General features: G+C 57.8%; 17 protein-coding genes. 12 read left to right on the top strand and 5 right to left on the bottom strand.

Going from position 1 to position 16,658, the window contains the following annotated elements:
* Position 1: 1 nt before the first annotated feature.
* From R2A130_RS03750 to hemB, 5 genes are all read right to left on the bottom strand, one after another.
* On the bottom strand, positions 2-1,369 hold the full coding sequence (locus tag R2A130_RS03750; protein WP_009463709.1) for a serine hydrolase: 1,368 nt from the start codon (positions 1,367-1,369) through the stop codon (positions 2-4).
* A complete protein-coding gene (locus R2A130_RS03745) occupies positions 1,366-2,115 on the bottom strand; it encodes an arginyltransferase (protein ID WP_009463708.1) in 750 nt (249 codons plus the stop codon). Before R2A130_RS03745 ends, R2A130_RS03750 begins: the two co-directional genes overlap by 4 nt.
* 4 nt (positions 2,116-2,119) lie before the next feature.
* Entirely contained in the window at positions 2,120-3,955 is a 1,836-nt protein-coding gene (locus tag R2A130_RS03740) for an SLC13 family permease (RefSeq protein ID WP_009463707.1), read from the bottom strand.
* 126 nt (positions 3,956-4,081) lie between these two features.
* The gene (locus R2A130_RS03735) at positions 4,082-4,543 is read right to left on the bottom strand and encodes an RDD family protein (RefSeq protein WP_009463706.1); all 462 of its coding nucleotides are present in this window, start codon (positions 4,541-4,543) and stop codon (positions 4,082-4,084) included.
* Between the two features lie 79 nt (positions 4,544-4,622).
* Positions 4,623-5,669: a porphobilinogen synthase gene (hemB, locus tag R2A130_RS03730; RefSeq protein WP_009463705.1), complete on the bottom strand. Its 1,047-nt coding sequence runs from the start codon at positions 5,667-5,669 to the stop codon at positions 4,623-4,625.
* 165 nt (positions 5,670-5,834) lie between these two features.
* On the opposite strand from hemB, the gene R2A130_RS03725 reads away from it, so the two are divergent.
* The 12 genes from R2A130_RS03725 (at position 5,835) to R2A130_RS03670 (ending at position 16,520) form a co-directional block, all read left to right on the top strand.
* Positions 5,835-6,884, top strand: a complete 1,050-nt coding sequence (locus tag R2A130_RS03725; protein WP_040304892.1) for an enoyl-CoA hydratase/isomerase family protein — start codon at positions 5,835-5,837, stop codon at positions 6,882-6,884.
* Positions 6,878-7,300, top strand: coding sequence for a DUF6163 family protein (locus tag R2A130_RS17395; protein WP_009463702.1), 423 nt, complete (start codon positions 6,878-6,880; stop codon positions 7,298-7,300). The genes R2A130_RS03725 and R2A130_RS17395 overlap by 7 nt, the downstream gene beginning before the upstream one ends.
* A gap of 191 nt (positions 7,301-7,491) precedes the next feature.
* On the top strand, positions 7,492-7,989 hold the full coding sequence (gene ldtR, locus R2A130_RS03715; protein WP_198008624.1) for a transcriptional regulator LdtR: 498 nt from the start codon (positions 7,492-7,494) through the stop codon (positions 7,987-7,989).
* A 256-nt stretch (positions 7,990-8,245) separates the two neighbouring features.
* The gene (locus R2A130_RS03710) at positions 8,246-9,511 is read left to right on the top strand and encodes a murein L,D-transpeptidase (protein WP_009463700.1); all 1,266 of its coding nucleotides are present in this window, start codon (positions 8,246-8,248) and stop codon (positions 9,509-9,511) included.
* Between the two features lie 110 nt (positions 9,512-9,621).
* Positions 9,622-10,935 carry a serine hydroxymethyltransferase gene (gene glyA, locus R2A130_RS03705; protein ID WP_009463699.1) on the top strand — a complete coding sequence of 438 codons (1,314 nt, stop codon included), beginning with the start codon at positions 9,622-9,624 and terminating at the stop codon, positions 10,933-10,935.
* A gap of 6 nt (positions 10,936-10,941) precedes the next feature.
* Positions 10,942-11,403: a transcriptional regulator NrdR gene (nrdR, locus tag R2A130_RS03700; RefSeq protein WP_009463698.1), complete on the top strand. Its 462-nt coding sequence runs from the start codon at positions 10,942-10,944 to the stop codon at positions 11,401-11,403.
* A complete protein-coding gene (ribD, locus tag R2A130_RS03695) occupies positions 11,390-12,475 on the top strand; it encodes a bifunctional diaminohydroxyphosphoribosylaminopyrimidine deaminase/5-amino-6-(5-phosphoribosylamino)uracil reductase RibD (protein ID WP_040304611.1) in 1,086 nt (361 codons plus the stop codon). Before nrdR ends, ribD begins: the two co-directional genes overlap by 14 nt.
* A 3-nt stretch (positions 12,476-12,478) precedes the next feature.
* Complete coding sequence (locus R2A130_RS03690; protein WP_009463696.1) at positions 12,479-13,081, top strand: riboflavin synthase; 603 nt, start codon at positions 12,479-12,481, stop codon at positions 13,079-13,081.
* A 107-nt stretch (positions 13,082-13,188) separates the two neighbouring features.
* The gene (ribH, locus tag R2A130_RS18375; RefSeq protein WP_009463695.1) at positions 13,189-13,632 is read left to right on the top strand and encodes a 6,7-dimethyl-8-ribityllumazine synthase; all 444 of its coding nucleotides are present in this window, start codon (positions 13,189-13,191) and stop codon (positions 13,630-13,632) included.
* Positions 13,633-13,635: 3 nt separating this feature from the next.
* Complete coding sequence (gene nusB / locus R2A130_RS18370) at positions 13,636-14,196, top strand: transcription antitermination factor NusB (protein WP_009463694.1); 561 nt, start codon at positions 13,636-13,638, stop codon at positions 14,194-14,196.
* A gap of 2 nt (positions 14,197-14,198) precedes the next feature.
* Complete coding sequence (gene thiL / locus R2A130_RS03675; RefSeq protein WP_009463693.1) at positions 14,199-15,185, top strand: thiamine-phosphate kinase; 987 nt, start codon at positions 14,199-14,201, stop codon at positions 15,183-15,185.
* An 81-nt stretch (positions 15,186-15,266) separates the two neighbouring features.
* On the top strand, positions 15,267-16,520 hold the full coding sequence (locus tag R2A130_RS03670; protein ID WP_009463692.1) for an MFS transporter: 1,254 nt from the start codon (positions 15,267-15,269) through the stop codon (positions 16,518-16,520).
* The last annotated feature ends 138 nt before the right edge of the window (positions 16,521-16,658 follow it).

The raw sequence follows: 16,658 nt of genomic DNA, 5'->3' as shown, positions 1-16,658 counted from the left end.
CCTACTTTGCCGCCTCGATTACCGCCAGCGCCAGATTTTCTACACGCCAACCCAGCTTGCTGGGTGTCTGGCCTAGCCGCGCAATAACGATGCCCTGTTTGGGCACTATCGCGACGGACTGGCCGTCGTGGCCTGCCAACCAGCGAACATCTGCCAGTTTCGGATCGACAGGTTCGCCGCGTGCATCACGGGCGCGAGGCGGTTCTACCCACATGTGACCGCGTGCGTAGCGGCCATCGGATGCCGGGTGTGGTTCCAGCATCCAGTCGACATAGCCCGGTGGCAAAAGCTGTTGCACGCCGACCTTGCCGTCATTCAGCAGGAACTGCCCGAACAATGCCCATTCGCGTGCGGGGGCGTACATATAAGAGCCGCCGATAAAGGCGTCAGCCGTGCGTTCGATTACCGCGTTTTTCATGCCTATTGGTTCAAAAAGCTGGACTTCGGGGTACTGCATCGGCGGTGCGAAATTGCGGCCAGACGCGCGGGAGGCCTCCAGCTTGTCCACCCAGTAACGCGACAGGGCTACTGATGTGCCGGAGGAATAGGTGAAGTCCTTGCCGATGCGCGAACCGTCCGCGGTGTCAAGCGGCTTGTCGAGAACGTAGTTGGCGGGTTCTGGCTCCAGATAGAGCAGGCGGGTGACGTCGGAGACGGCCGCGTAGCCTTCATCCCAGTTCAACCCGCTGGCCATGCCCATTAGGTCGGCGGAAGAAATCTTGGCGCGTTCATCGTTCTTCCAGCCATCGAATAAGCCCGTGTCGGTTCGAGACAACACGCCTTGTTGTTCCAACCGCCCAATGATGGCGGCGGTGACCGTTTTGGTCATGGACCAGCCAAGTAGTGGGGTCTTGGCGTCGAAACCTTCAGCGTAGCGTTCAGCGACAATCTTACCGTCTTTCAAAACGACGACCGCCCGCATGCCGGGGCCGACAAGGTCGTTCTTTTCGATGATGCTCTGGAGGTCTGCGTTGATTGCGGTTTCCGGCGCGGCCTCGCCCGGCTGTTTGGCTTCGGCGTTTGGCAATGGCTCCAGCGGCGCATCACCATAGACATTGCGGCAACCGGCCCCTGGCGTGTGGACGGCCCTGGCCTTCGCAAAGAGACCCAACATGCTGGTGTGGGTGGAGCGGGTGGCCTCGTCGTTTTCAGCGCGGACAAGTTGCAGGCTAGGGTCCACAGGTACGATGTCGTTGGCGAGAATTTCGTCAACCTCACGCCCCGCCATATAGGTGTTGGAGCATACGATTTTTGCTGCAAAATTGGTGGCGACCAACAGGCGTTCTGGCGGCGCGACGGCGAGAAAAATGCCTGCTCCCGTAATCACGAAAACCACCAGCGCCAGCGCGCCCAGCAAAAATTTCTTCATTCTGTAACCTCATACCAACCGGCGACACCCAGACGCTCCTGCGGCAGGTAACGCGCCTTGTAGTCCATCTTTGGCGAACCTTCGACCCAATATCCCAAATGACAGTGGGGAAGCCCATTACGACGGGAGCGGTCGATTTGGTCGAGAATGATGAAAGTGCCGAGGCTACGGCGGTCTTCATCAGGCTCAAAAAAGGAATAGACCATCGACGGCCCCGTGGGCAGCTGGTCGTAGAGCACCACCGCGATGAGTTCACCTTCGCCTTTGCCGGTGATGCCGGTGTCGACGCCACGCCTGCGGTATTCGATCAGCGCCGTGTCGACATGGGTGTCTTCGATCATCATCGCGTAGTCGAGGACTGTCATGCCCACCATGCCGCCGTCGCGGTGGCGGCTTTCTATATAGCGGCGGAACAGGGAATATTGCTCGGCAGTTGGCGCTGCCGGAACCAGCTCGCCGATGAGGTCTTGGTTGCTTCGCCATATGCGGCGCATTGATTTGGTGGGCTGGAAGCGGTCCACAAGCACGCGTGTTGCGGTGCAGGCGCGGCATTTTTCGCAGGCGGGGCGGTAGGCGATGTTCTGGCTGCGGCGAAACCCGCCTTCAGTCAGTTGCGCGTGGACCGCCGGTGCTTTTTCTCCCACCAGATGCGTGAACACCTTCCGCTCCTGCAAGCCGTCCAGATAGGGGCAGGGCGAGGGGGCCGTGAGGTAGAATTGCGGTGTGTCGAGCGAATGAGCGGTCATGTCATCACAGACCGTAATAGATCGGCGCTGCGAATGAAAAGACGATCCAGAGTAAAATTATGAGGGGCACGCCTGCCTTCAGATAGTCGGAGAATTTGTAACGGCCCGGGCCGAGCACCAGCAGATTGGTTTGATAGCCGACGGGCGTTGCAAACGAACAGTTAGCGGCAAAAATGATGCAGACGATGAAGGCTTCGATCGGGGCATTCAGCTTCGTGGCGATACCGATGGCGATGGGGGTGAACAGCACGGCGGTTGCATTATTGGACAGAACATTAGTCAGGAAAGCTGTGACGATGAAGAGTGCGGACAACACCACCGCTGCCGATTGCCCGGCCATCAGGTCGACGACACCGTTGGCGATGGCCGCAGCGCCCCCCGTTCGTTCCATGGCGATGGCGGCGGCAAGCGATGCGCCGACCATCATGAAAATTTGTCGGTCGAAGGAATTTGCGGCTTGCCGGATGGACAGGCACCCTGCGGCAATGACCGCGTAGGCACCGATGATGGCGGCTGCAACGATGGGCATGATGCCGGTAGAAGCTGCGAGAATAACACAGGCAAAAATTGCGATGGCGCGGGGTGCGTAGGCGCGCAGCGGCACTTCGCCGGCAGATTGTTCCAGCAGCAGCAGCTCGCGGCTTTGGCGCAGGCGCTCGATGTCTTCCGGCAGGCCGCCGATCAACACCGTATCGCCCGGTTCCAGACGGATATTGCGAACCAGCCCGCGCGTCATCGACGAGCGGCGTTGCAGGCCGATGACCATGGTGCCGTAATTGGCGCGGATTTTCGACGCTTCCACAGTGCGGCCCGCATAGCGCGAACCGGGTGCAATGACGGCCTCTGCAATCATGAAGTTCTCGGTGATGCCCGTGAGCTTGTCGGAGCGGCGTTCTTCGGCGCGCTGGTCGGATGGCATTTCAGGCAAGCTTGCTGCGCCGGTGGCGAGCGCTTTGGTCAACGCCCTGCGGGTTGCTGCAACAATGACGGTATCACCGGCTTGAAGTGCAATGTCTTCGAACGGCGGCAGGATTGCTTTGCCGTCGCGCTGGATGGAGCGGACGGTGATACCTTCCAGCGATGGAAAGAAGCCAGCGATGGACTCTTCGCCTTCAAGCGGGTGGCCGGTTCCCACCGCGATCTGGGACAGAAATTGCCTGCCTGATGGGCGGGTGGTTTCGGCTGACGGGTCATCGCGGCGCAACAAAAATGGCATGATGAAAATGACGTAGAGAAAGCCTGCGCCTGCCAAAACAGTGCCGAAAACCGTGAAATCGAAGAAGCCGATGATGATGTCATAACGCTCTGCCACGCCAGCCACCAGCAGATTGGTGGACGAACCGATGAGGGTCGTCATGCCACCCAAAATGCCGACATAGGACAGCGGCATGAGCGCTGAGGACGCTGCGAAATTACGCTTGGCCGCAATCGCCATCACGATGGGAATGAACATCACCACCACCGGTGTGTTGTTCAAAAATGCACTGGTGACGGCTGCGGTAATGAGGAGAACGAAGATGGTTCGTGTGGGGCTCGAGCCGCCGACTCGGGACAGAATTTCCGCCGGCCGTTCCAGCGCATCGGTGTTGAACAGCGCTTGGCCGATGACCAGCAGGGCTAAAACCGTGATGAGGGCAGGGTTGGCAAAACCAAGAAGCAGATCAGCGGCGGACACTGCCTGTTCTTCGGAAATTTCGGGGCGCGGCACCAGCGTAAACAGCGCCATGAGCGCAACGATGGTTGCCAGCGATACGCCTTCGATCGACCAGCGTTCCGACGCAAAGGCAATGATGGTGCAGGTGATGATCCCGAAGGTCACCCACATGTGCAGATTGTCCATGAAGCGAGCCGCCGGTCCTGAGCGGGACCATCCCGCAAAGCGCTCGCAAACCTAGCTGGTTGCGGGCGCTATATAAAGCCAGTTGCGGTGCGGCGGTTCCGCTATGCCTGTATTAAAGTGGCAGGCTTAGGCGCGACCAACATATGTGCCGAGCAGAATATCGTGCAGCAGGCGCTTTTTCGATGAGAAGAATGACACGAGAAGCGGCAGGAACACGGCAATGCCCTGGATGAACCAGAAGAGCACGACGTGCAGGACGGCGATCACAGGGTTCAGCTTTTCGCCGTCCAAACGGTTCACCTTGATGCCCATCATGGACATGCCGACGGTCGCTTGACGTTCACCGCCCATGGTAAAAGCGTTATAGAAGCCTGCCACGACAAATGGCAGCACCGGGAAAAGGCCCCATGCGAGACCAAGTGTTGGAATGCCCAGAATTGCGACTATGATGGCGAAAGGAATACAAAGCACCGCAATGATAAGATAGTCGATCAGGAACGCGAAGGTTCGCGCGGTGCGGACGCCGTCCAATTCCTGCGCTGTCACGACCCGCGCTCCGGTCTGATTGTCGATTACTGTATCGTTCATGGATGTCCGCTTTCGGTCTGCCTCGTTCCCCTAATATATGGGAATGAGCAGGGTGCCGTTCAAGCGAAAGCTGATTTTCTCACGTGATTGCGGGGCTTTGCGCGTTTAGCTTTTCCGCAATGTGCATGGCGTGATATGTCAAAATCCCGTCAGCACCGGCGCGTTTGAAGGCGATCAGACTTTCCATGCGGACGCGGTCGCCATCCACCACTCCGGCGGCTGCTGCCAGCTCGATCATCGTGTATTCGCCGCTCACCTGGTAGGCGAAAACGGGCATGGAGAATTCGTCCTTCATGCGGCGGACAATATCGAGATAGGGCATGCCGGGTTTGACCATGAGCATGTCTGCGCCTTCATCGATATCCTGTTGTGCTTCTCGCATTGCGTCTTCGGAATTGGCCGGGTCGATATAGTAGGTCTTTTTATCGCCCTGCAGCAGACCTTCGGTGCCGATCGCTTCACGATAAGGTCCATAGAAGCCGGACGCATATTTTGCGGTGTAGGACATGATCGCTACGTCTTGATATCCGGCTTCGTCCAGCGCGACACGAATTGCACCGATGCGGCCGTCCATCATATCGGATGGTGCGATGATGTCTGCTCCGGCCTCGGCTTGAACCAATGCACCGGCGACTATTTGCTCGACGCTTTCATCATTCACGATCTCACCGTCGCGCAGCACGCCGTCGTGACCGTGGTCGGTGAAGGGGTCGAGCGCGGCATCAGTCATCACGCCGATTTCCGGCACCGCCGCTTTCACCGCGCGGATGAACTCGCAGATGATGTTGTCGGGGTTGGTGATTTCCGAACCCGTGGTGTCGCGTTTTTCCAGCGCCACATTGGGGAAGGGGGCAATGAGAGGAATGCCGAGACTGGCCGCTTTTTTGGCGACGAGGACAGCATGGTCGATGGTGAAGCGGGAAACGCCGGGCATGGCGTCTATGCTCTCTTCGCGATCTTCACCTTCGATCAGGAAGATCGGCAGGATGAGATCAGCCGGCGACAGGCGCGCTTCAGCCACCATGGCCCGCATCCAGGGGCAGCGGCGGGTGCGGCGCAGACGGGAACTTCCGGTCAACTCGTCGATAAGATGGGAAGTGTCGGTTGGTTTCTTCGGGGTGACCAAGGCTCGTCTCCGTCAAGGACGTTTTGTCCAATGTGTTGGACAGTCCTAGCGCGGGAAAAACCGTTTCGCCAAGCGCAGATGATAGAATCGGGTGAAAGTTTGATTCAGATGGTGAGTGCGCGCCGTAAAGCGTGACCAAAAGTGCAAATCATGTTTGAAAGCGTCATGGCCGAGACGCACGACATCAGCTTCGAGATTGAAGGGAAGGCGGGCATCATCACGCTCGACCGTCAACACGCGCTCAATGCGATAACTTCTGACATGGTGGATGGCATCGCGGCTGCGTTGGATGCTTGGGAGGATGATGAGCGCGTCACCCGCATCATCATCCGCGCGGTGCCGGGCAGGGCGTTCAGCGCCGGTGGCGATATTCGCCAGCTTTACGATCAGGCCGTGACTGGCGCGTTCGATTTCGATTTTTTCGTGCGCGAGTACCGGCTGAACGAGCGCATCCACGCGTACCCAAAGCCATATATCGCAATGGTGGATGGTATCGTGATGGGCGGTGGCGTTGGTGTTTCGTATCACGGCTCACACGTTGTGATGGGCGATCAGGCGCGGTTTGCGATGCCGGAGGTCGGGATCGGCTTCTTTCCTGACGTTGGTGCGTCCTATCTGTTGTCGCGGTTGAAAGGGCCTCTCAGTGTAAAAGCCGGGTTGTTCATCGGTATGACCGGTATCCGTATAAAAGCGCCGGACGCTGTGCAGCTGGGGCTTGCAAGCCACCATGTACCAGGCGAGCAGTTCGATGTTGTCGTTGAGCGATTATGCGAAGGTGGCAATGTCGATGAGATTCTGGCCGATGCGGCAATCATCAAGCAGAACTGTGCTTTGGCTGGTGATGCGGAATTGATTGCCGCCGCTTTTTCTCAAGACGACCCGCTCTCCATGATCGCAGCATTGGAAGCCAACGGCTCTAACGCAGCTGAAAGTATAGCGGCGAAAATGCGGGCCATGGCACCGCTTAGTCTCTTCGTCGCAAACCGTCTGGTTCGGAAAGGTCGCGGTCTTGATATGCGCGGCTGTATGGAGATGGAGTATCGTCTTGTTCGCTCCATGCTCACCGCGCCGGATTTCCGTGAAGGCATTCGGGCGGCGATCATCGACAAAGACGGCGCGCCTAAGTGGCAACCTGCGCGGTTGGAAGATGTGACGCCGGAGATGGTGGACGCCTGTTTCGCCGATCTTCCAGAAGGAGTGCCGCCGCTATGGTGATCCTCGCTAACGAGCAACGAACCAAAACCGGCGCAGCGAAGGTGGTCGAAGTTATCATAACGGTTTTTCTCGGCCTCGTCGCGCTGGGCTTCTTCGCACTGGCCGTTCACGCGTGGCTGCGGATGATCGGTTTTTGGCCTGGCGATGCTAACAGTTTCGATACGATGGATGCCACCTGGCGCAGCTACAGCGCTGTGCAGGCCGTGTTGCTGCCGGTGGTGGCTGTGGGGCTATGGACGGGCAATGCGTGGGGCCGCGTGGTGTGGTTTATGGCGGTCGCGCTGCATTGTGCTGCGTTCTTCACGTTTGCCAGTGGTTTGCAGTGGCAACTGGAACTGCTGATTTTCCACGGCGCCAGTTTGGCGATCTACCTGGTTTTGCTGATCGTCGGTTTGATCGTCACGAAGAAAGCCTGATCAAACAGCCTTTCGCTAAAATTAAAATCAATGTTTTCAATAATTTGCGATTCACTTGGTAACTTCACCTTAAGGCTGTCGTTTGACTCAAATTTTATTCGACGTGGCTACATTGTGTTGCAAGGCAGACGACATGATCCGCCGCAACAGAACAACGAGGCCACACAATGAACAACGCGAACACCGCAGAAATGATCGGCTTACCAGCCGAACAACCTACCGATAAGACTGACATCAAGCCGGTCTATCTTGAGGCTCTTACGCTGGTGGAACGTCTCCACCGTCGCCTGCTCGATGTCATCAAGGACGAATTCGAACGTAACGGCATTTCCGATATCAACGCTGTTCAGGCTTTGCTGCTCTACAATCTGGGCGACAGCGAACTAACAGCCGGTGAGTTGCGCACACGCGGCTACTATCTCGGCTCGAATGTTTCCTACAATCTCAAGAAGCTGGTCGATATGGGCTATATCCATCACCAGCGTTCGCGCACCGACCGTCGTTCGGTTCGTGTAAGCCTGACGGATGAAGGCAAGAAAATTGCCGGTATGGTCGATGCTTTGTACGAGCGTCACACCCAGTCTCTGGAGCAGATCGGTGAAATCGACCCGGCCAGCTTCGAGAAGCTCAACAAGTCGCTTCAGCGTCTTGAGCGCTTCTGGACAGACCAGATCCTTTACCGCCTGTAAAAAGCGAGCCGCGCTGCGGCCTCGGCGCGACGTGTTCCCCTTCGTATCCATCGCAACAGCGGCGGATGCGGAGGTAAAGCCGTTCGGTTTTGCCAATTTTGCCACAATAGAAGGGTAGGCGATACCTCGTAGGGATTTTCTATCATCAACTGTTTACCATTCTCGCCCTAGATTATCGGTGCGTGAGGGGCCAGATATGGTGCGGAGTACGGTCCCTCTATGAACCGTCCGTAAGAACCAAGGCACTTGTTTCACCATGTCCGCAAATACCCCTATTTCCCGTCGCACCGCACTCGGTCTTGCTCTCGCTTCTGCATCTGCTGCGGCACTGCCCCACCAGGCACTGGCTGAAACTGCGATCGACCGCATCCTGAACGCGCCAAACCGCGACAGCTGGAACGATTCCTTCGATGCCACCGCGCCGACAAAGGCGAAGGTCGTTACCTCGACGCCTATCTTTGCGCCGCAGACAATCGATTCTGTTCAACAGGCGATTGCTGAATACTCCAACATCGTCCGCAACGGCGGCTGGCCACGCGTGCCTGCTGGTAAGAAGCTGGAACTTGGTGTTTCAGATGATGCCGTTCGTGCTCTTCGCCAGCGCCTGATCATTTCCGGCGATTTGCCGCGCGGTGCAGGCGTCTCTCCTCAATTCGACACATATGTCGATGCTGCTGTGAAGCGCTTTCAGGCGCGCCACGGTCTGCCGTCCGATGGTGTTATGGGGCGTTATTCCTTTGCTGCGTTGAACGTTTCGGCTCCAATCCGCCTTGGTCAGCTGCAAACCAACCTCGTGCGCCTGAAAGCCATGTCCGGCTATCTGGGTGATCGCTATGTGATGGTGAACATTCCTGCCGCTGAAATCGAAGCCGTCGAACTGGGCCGCGTTGCCCAGCGTCACACGGCAATCGTGGGTCGTGAAAGCCGCCAGACGCCGATTCTCAATTCGAAGATTTATGAGCTGAACCTCAATCCTTATTGGACGGCACCGAAGTCGATCATTTTGAAGGACATTATTCCGCTGATGCGGAAAAACCCGAATTACCTGACCGAGAACAAAATCCTGCTCTTCGACGGCAACAGCCAAGAGGTTTCTCCGCAGTCGGTGAATTGGAACACGGAAGAGGCGGTCAAGCTACGCTTTCGCCAGGAGCCTGGCCGCATCAACGCTATGGGTTCGGTAAAGATCAATTTCCCCAATCCACACGCCGTTTACATGCACGACACGCCGCAAAAAGGCATTTTCAACAAGCTTCTGCGCTTTGAGTCGTCCGGTTGTGTGCGCGTGAAGAACGTGCGCGATCTGCTGGTGTGGTTGGCCAAGGACACGCCCGGCGCGTCCCGCTCCAATATCGAGAGCATCATCGCCTCCGGTGACCGTACCGATCTGAAGCTGACCGCTCCGGTTCCCGTCTATTTCGCCTATGTCAGCGCATGGTCGAACACGAGCGGCGTCGCGCACTTCCGTGATGATATCTACCAGCGTGATGGTGTGGACGAACTGGTGTTGAGCCAGAATTAAGCTCTTTCAGACGCAAATTTCCCAAAACTTGTCGCAGGTGCAGCCCTTGGGTTGTGCCTGCTGTTGGTTTAAGACGCGATCAACTGCTTTTTTGCCCTTAGAGGTGCCTCATGGCTTCTGCTGAAAAACTGGTCCCCGGATCGATCCACGACACATTCTTCAATCGTTCGCTTGCCGATACGGACCCTGCTATTGCGAAGGCGATAAGCGGCGAACTTGGTCGTCAGCAGCATGAAGTCGAGCTGATCGCATCGGAAAACATCGTGTCCCGCGCCGTTTTGGAAGCGCAGGGTTCGATCATGACCAACAAATATGCGGAAGGCTATTCAGGCCGCCGCTATTATGGTGGTTGCGAATTCGTCGATATTGCCGAAGATCTGGCCATCGAGCGTATTTGCAAATTGTTCGATTGCGGTTTTGCGAATGTTCAGCCGAATTCCGGTTCGCAGGCCAATCAGGCCGTGTTCCTGGCGCTGCTTCAGCCCGGCGATACAATTCTCGGCATGTCGTTGGACGCCGGTGGTCACCTGACCCATGGTGCGAAACCCAACCAGTCCGGTAAATGGTTCAACGCTATTCAGTATGGAGTGCGCAAGGAAGACGATCTGGTGGACTTCGATCAGGTCGAAGCGCTTGCCAAAGAGCACCAGCCGAAGATGATTATCGCCGGTGGTTCCGCCTATCCGCGTCAGATCGACTTTGCCCGTTTCCGTGAGATTGCCGATAGCGTCGGTGCTTATCTGCTGGTGGATATGGCGCATTTCTCCGGTCTCGTGGCCGGTGGCGCGCATCCAAGCCCGTTTCCTCATGCCCATGTGGCGACGTCGACGACGCACAAAACACTGCGTGGTCCACGTGGCGGCATCATTTTGACCAACGATGAAGCGCTGGCGAAGAAATTCAACTCTGCGATCTTCCCCGGCATTCAGGGCGGCCCGCTTATGCACGTCATCGCGGGTAAAGCGGTCGCGTTCGGCGAAGCGCTGACACCGGAATATCGTTCTTATGTTGCCGATGTTGTCGAGAACGCGAAGGCGCTTGGCGAAACGCTGCGGGCAGGCGGGCTGGATCTCGTATCCGGCGGCACGGACACCCACGTTTTGCTGGTCGACCTTCGACCCAAAGGCGTGACGGGCAAGGCTGCTGAGGCAGCACTTGGTCGTGCGAACATGACCTGCAATAAGAACGGTGTGCCGTTCGACCCTGAAAAGCCGATGGTGACCTCCGGCGTTCGTTTGGGAACGCCTGCTGCCACCACACGCGGCTTCGGAGTTGCCGAATTCCAGCAGGTCGGCGAATGCATTCTGGAAGTGCTGGACGGGCTTGCTGCTAACGGCGAAGACGGTAACGGCGAAGTCGAGCAGGCCGTGGCGAAGAAGATTATCGCGCTCACCGACCGCTTCCCGATCTACCCGAACCTGTAAGCCACGATGCGCTGTCCGTTCTGCGCGGCTGAAGGGTCGCAGGTCAAAGACAGCCGTGCGTCGGAAGATGATACCGCCATTCGCCGCCGCCGCGCTTGCGGTGAATGTGGCGGTCGCTTCACGACATTCGAGCGCGTTCAACTGCGCGAACTGACCGTGCTGAAAAAGTCCGGCCGCTCTGTGCCGTTCAACCGCGAAAAGCTGGAAAAGTCGCTTAGTCTTGCACTGCGGAAGCGCGATGTGGATGAGGCGAAAGTTGCACGAATGGTGTCGAGCATTATTCGCCAGCTAGAGGCGAGTGGCGAGACGGAGATACCTGTCGACACCATCGGAGCCATGGCGCTGGACGCGCTGAAAGACGTCGACCTGATCGCTTACATGCGGTTCGCAAGCGTCTATCGCGACTTCAACGAGGCAGGAGATTTCCGCTCGTTGCTTGATGAGCTTGAGGCCGATGGCGAGAAATGAGCCACGCACCCACGCTGAATGGATGGGTGCTTGTTTGCGACTGGCGCGTCGCCATCGCGGGCTAACAGGCACGAACCCCAGTGTTGGCACGTTGCTGGTGAAAGACGGGCGCGTTGTCGGTCGAGGCATCACCGCCAAGGGCGGCAGACCCCACGCCGAACGGGTGGCGCTCGATCAGGCCGGACCAAATGCGGTGGGTTCTATCGCTTACGTCACGCTGGAGCCCTGCGCTCATCACGGTGCAACCCCTCCCTGCGCGCAGGCGCTGATCAACGCTGGTGTTGCCGAGGTTCACACCGCCTATATCGACCCCGATCACCGTGTTGATGGCAAAGGCCATGCGATGTTGCGTGAGGCCGAAATCGCGGTTCATGCCGGGCAGGGCAGCGAAATTGCGGGTAGTGACATGCGTGGCTATCTAACCCGCAAGCGGCTGGGTCGTCCGATGGTCACGCTGAAACTGGCCGTCTCCCGCGATGGTATGTTGGGGCGAACGGGCGAAGAGGTTTCGATAACCGGTCCGCTTGCACGCGCCATGGTTCACCGGATGCGTGCCGAACACGATGCGATTGCTGTCGGGCGCGGCACGGTCGAGGCGGATGACCCTGATCTGACGTGCCGTTTGTCTGGATTGGAAGCGCGTTCGCCGGAGCGTTTCATCTTTGACAGTGCTGGTGTGCTGACAGAGACGTCGCGCTTGGTAGCCAGCGCGCGCACCGTGCCTGTTCATCTGATTTCGACGCTGCCGGGCTTGCCTGAGCATCTTCTTGCAAGTGGCGTCCGTCACTTCGCTGCCGAAGCAGAGAATGGCCATATCGCCTTGCCGGAAGTGCTGGACGATTTGGGCGCACGCGGCATTTCGAGCCTCATGTTGGAAGGCGGAGCGCAACTGGCTAGCAGCTTTTTGAACGCTGGACTTGTGGACGAAATCGCTTTCTTTGTTGGCGCGAAGGATGTGGGGCCGGATGGGATCGCTTCTCCGATCACGCTTGCCACCATTCCAGCGGAATTCAATGCCGGTCGCACATTGCAACTCGGTCCCAATCAACTGCATTTCTTTTCCAAAGGCTAGGCCATGTTCACCGGCATCATCACCGACATCGGCACCATCGAAAGCGTGGAGCAATTGCCGCAGGGCAGGCGCTTTACTGTGGCAACTGCCTACGACGTGGACGGCATTGATATCGGGGCATCCATCGCGCACGCAGGTGTATGCCTGACTGTCGTGGAAAAGGGGCAGGGCACCTATCAGGTCGAAGCGTGGGAGGAAGCTCTTCGTCTCACCACGGCGGCCGATTGGACTATGGGCACTCGTTTGAACCTGGAACGCGCGCTCAAGGTTGGCGATGAGTTGGGCGGGCACATCGTGGCCGGTCACGTCGATGGTATGGCTAACGTGGTGTCCGTGAAAGACGAAGGCGATGCCACGCGGTTCACGCTGGAAGCGCCTGAAAACCTTGCCCGCTTTATCGCCGAAAAAGGCTCCGTCGCGTTGGACGGCACTTCGCTTACCGTTAACGGCATCGATGGTGTTCGTTTCGATGTATTGCTGATCACCCATTCGCTCTCCGTCACCACTTGGGGCTATATGAAAGCCGGTGATCGTGTAAATCTCGAAATCGACACCATGGCCCGCTACGCAGCACGTCTCGCCGAGTTTCCTTCCACCTCAACCTGATTGCCGCATGATACTTGAGGCCAAGACCGGCCCCGCGACACTGCATTCGCCTTGTCATGTGCGCGCGGCCATGGTTTGAGCGGCCCAACCGCAGCCGGACCCATATCATGCCGCATATTCTCGTAATCGACGCTCCCTACTATTCGCACATCTCCAAAGGCCTCGTGGCTGGCGCGGAGGCAGTGCTGAAAGATCGGGGTGCGACGTGGGACAAGTTGGATGTGCCGGGCGTGCTGGAAATTCCAGCTGCCGTTTCGATGGCACTCGAAGGCATGGCGACCGGCGGCAAGCATTATGATGGATTCGTCACGTTGGGCTGCGTTATTCGCGGCGAAACGGCACATTTCGACATCGTGGCATTCGAAAGCGCCCGCGCGATCATGGATCTGACGATTGCCGAATGTTTGGCACTGGGTAACGGTATTCAGACCACCGAGAACGAAGAGCAGGCCAAGCGCCGTGCCGATACCGATGATCTCAACAAAGGCGGACACGCCGCCAGCGCTGCACTCGATATGATCGAACTTCGCAACCACCTGATGGGGGCCTAACCGATGGCCACCAAAGAACGCGCCATGAAGCCCGCCAACAAACGCGGTTCTGCTCGTCTTTCCGCCGTGCAGGCGCTGTACCAGATGGATATTGGCGGAGCGGGTCTGACCGAAGTGGTTGCGGAGTACGAGAACTTCCGGCTGGGCCATGAGATCGACGGTGAAACCTATCTCGACGCAGACCCATCATGGTTTCGCGGCATCGTCGGCGGTGTGGTTCGCGACCAGAAGAAGATCGACCCTGTCATCCATGATGCGCTGACGAAAGACTGGCCGCTCTCGCGTATCGACTCCACCCTTCGCGCCGTGTTGCGGGCAGCGGTGTTCGAACTCATCAACCGCCCGGACGTAAGCGCCCGCGTTGTGGTGAGCGAGTATATCGAGGTGACGAAGGCGTTCTTCGAAAGCGACGAGCCGAAAATGGTGAATGGCGTGCTGGACAAAGTTGCCCGCCAGCTTCGCGACGGCGAACTCGACCCGAAAAACCTGCCCGAAGGCGAGGCAGTCGAACCGCTTGCTGTCGAAGGTAAAGATGATGCGGGCGACGCACCTTCCGACCAGTAGCCATGGCGGCTGACGAAACCCATTTTATTCAGACATACCTTGCGCCACTCGCGTCGCCGGCAGCTTTGGGTTTGCGTGATGATGCGGCCTGCCTGAGCCCAAGCGCAGGAACCGATCTTGTCATCACCGCCGATACGCTGGTGCAGGGTACACATTTTCTGCCTGATGACCGGCCTTTCGATATTGCCGTCAAAGCCATCACCGCCAATTTATCGGACCTGATTGCCAAGGGTGCAGATCCGGTGGGATATACGCTGGCACTCGCTTTTCCTGAAAGCCCGTCTGATGATTGGATGAAGCAGTTCGCCGACGGGTTGAGCCAGCAGGCGCATGGTCTCCTGCTTGGCGGTGATATGACCGTTGGCGGCGATACGCTGGTAATCTCCGTTACCGCTTTCGGCGAAGTACCACAGGGAAAAATTGTGCAACGGCGCGGTGCATCGGTGGGCGATGTGATTTTTCTATCAGGCTGCATTGGCACCAGCGGCGCCGGGTTGCAGGCTATCCGTGATGTGCCTTGGGCGAAGCAAGCCGGATTGAGCGCAGCAGAGATTTCTGAACTGGCATCCGCCTATAGCGCGCCGATGATCGCCTTTCCGGATCTGGTGGCTGGTCTCGTTCGAACTCATGCCACGGCATCAATGGATGTCTCGGATGGCTTGCTGCTCGACCTGCAGCGACTGTGCAAAGCAAGCGAAGTGGGCGCGGTCTTGCAGGCAGATTCGGTTCCGTTGAACGCAGTCGTTTCACAGCTGGTAGATGCTGGTGCGTTTAGCCTCGAAGACGCTTTCACTGCGGGGGACGATTACGTCGTTTTGTTCACCGCGCCCGCATCGGCGCTATCCGAGCTGACATCGGGGCCAATGGCGAAGTGCCATCATATTGGAACGATACAAGAAGTCGGTTCTGGCGTGGTTGTTACGGATGTTTCCGGCCAACCTATGCCGATGGGCACACGGGCGGGATACGATCACTTTTCGGGCGGTTGATTGGGTTGGGCGTGTCGCCTTTCTTCCTGCGGTGTGCGACTGCTGAGTCACATCGAAACCAGCAATCAGCACTAACAGCCCATGTCCTCTGAACCGACCGGCGCACCGCAAGCCCAGATCGATATTGACCCGAACGCATCCGCAAAGCGCAACGCGCTGCTGTTGTCTTTGGCTCAGGCTGTTTGCGGTTCTGCTGCTCCTATTTCCATCGCTTTGGGCGGCTTGGCGGGGCTTTATCTGCTGGGTGCTGACAAGTCGCTCGCGACTGCTCCGGTGACGGGATACAATCTCGGCGTCGCGCTGATGGCGCTTCCGGCGGCGATGTTCATGGCGCGCGTCGGCAGACGTTTGGGTTTCATGTTCGGTTCGGTCATCGGTATCTGCGGTTCGCTGCTGTGCAGTTATGCGCTGATACAGGCCGATTTCTGGATGTTCTGCATCGGCATGGCGATGTCAGGTGGGGGCAGTTCTTTCGTCCAGCAATTCCGGTTTGCCGCTGCCGACCAAGGGACGCCGGACTTTAAGCCAAAGGCGATTTCATGGGTGCTGGCAGGCGGCATCTTTGCAGCGATTATCGGTCCGCAAACGGCGATTTATTTCCGTGATTTCTTCGCACCGATAGAATTTGCAGGCGCTTACTTTGCCGGCGCATTCCTTTGGTTGGCTGGCGTGTTCGTGCTGTCCATGCTGCGATTCGAGCGTCCTGCTACCAAGGCTGAACGGGCAGGGGCAGACAAGGGCCGCCCGCTGATGGAAATCATGGCGCAGCCGCGTTTTATGGTATCTGTGCTTTGCGCCACAGGTTCCTATGCCTTGATGTCGTTCGTCATGACGGGCGCACCGCTTGCGATGGCGATGTGCGGTTTTTCGCCGGACGATTCGACCTGGGGCATTCAGTGGCACGTCATGGCGATGTTCGGCCCATCCTTCTTCACCGGCAATCTCATCGCGCGTTACGGCAAGGAAAAGATCGTCGCTATTGGCATGGCTTTGCTCATCGCTTGCGCGCTGGTTGGACTTTCGGGAATTACGCTTGGCAATTTCTACATCGCGCTCATTTTGCTGGGTGTCGGCTGGAACTTCGGGTTTATCGGTGCGACCGCGATGCTGACCGATTGTTACGAGCCATCCGAAAAATCGAAAGCGCAGGGTGCAAACGATTTCATCCTGTTTGGTTTTGTCGCCTTCGGTTCGTTCATGTCCGGCCAAACGCTGAACACATTTGGCGAAGGTGGCTGGGATGCCATCAATATGGTGGTCTTTCCGGTCGTCGCTCTTTGCCTTGGTTCACTGGGCTGGTTGGCGCTGAAAACCCGCCGCGCGACTGCAAGCTAAAGCGAATTTCCGACCACCTGCGACAATATCCGCCGTTTTTTCGCCTCAAAGCTTGAAATTTTCCTAACTGCCGCTAGTCCTGTGCGCGGAAGTCGGGAGCCTTCCAAAGCTCCCGCCCGAAAAAACGTTCTGCTCTAC

This window comes from Ahrensia sp. R2A130, assembly GCF_000179775.1.
Classification (GTDB): Bacteria; Pseudomonadota; Alphaproteobacteria; order Rhizobiales; family Rhizobiaceae; genus Pseudahrensia.
This window is presented reverse-complemented; position numbering and strand designations above follow the sequence as displayed.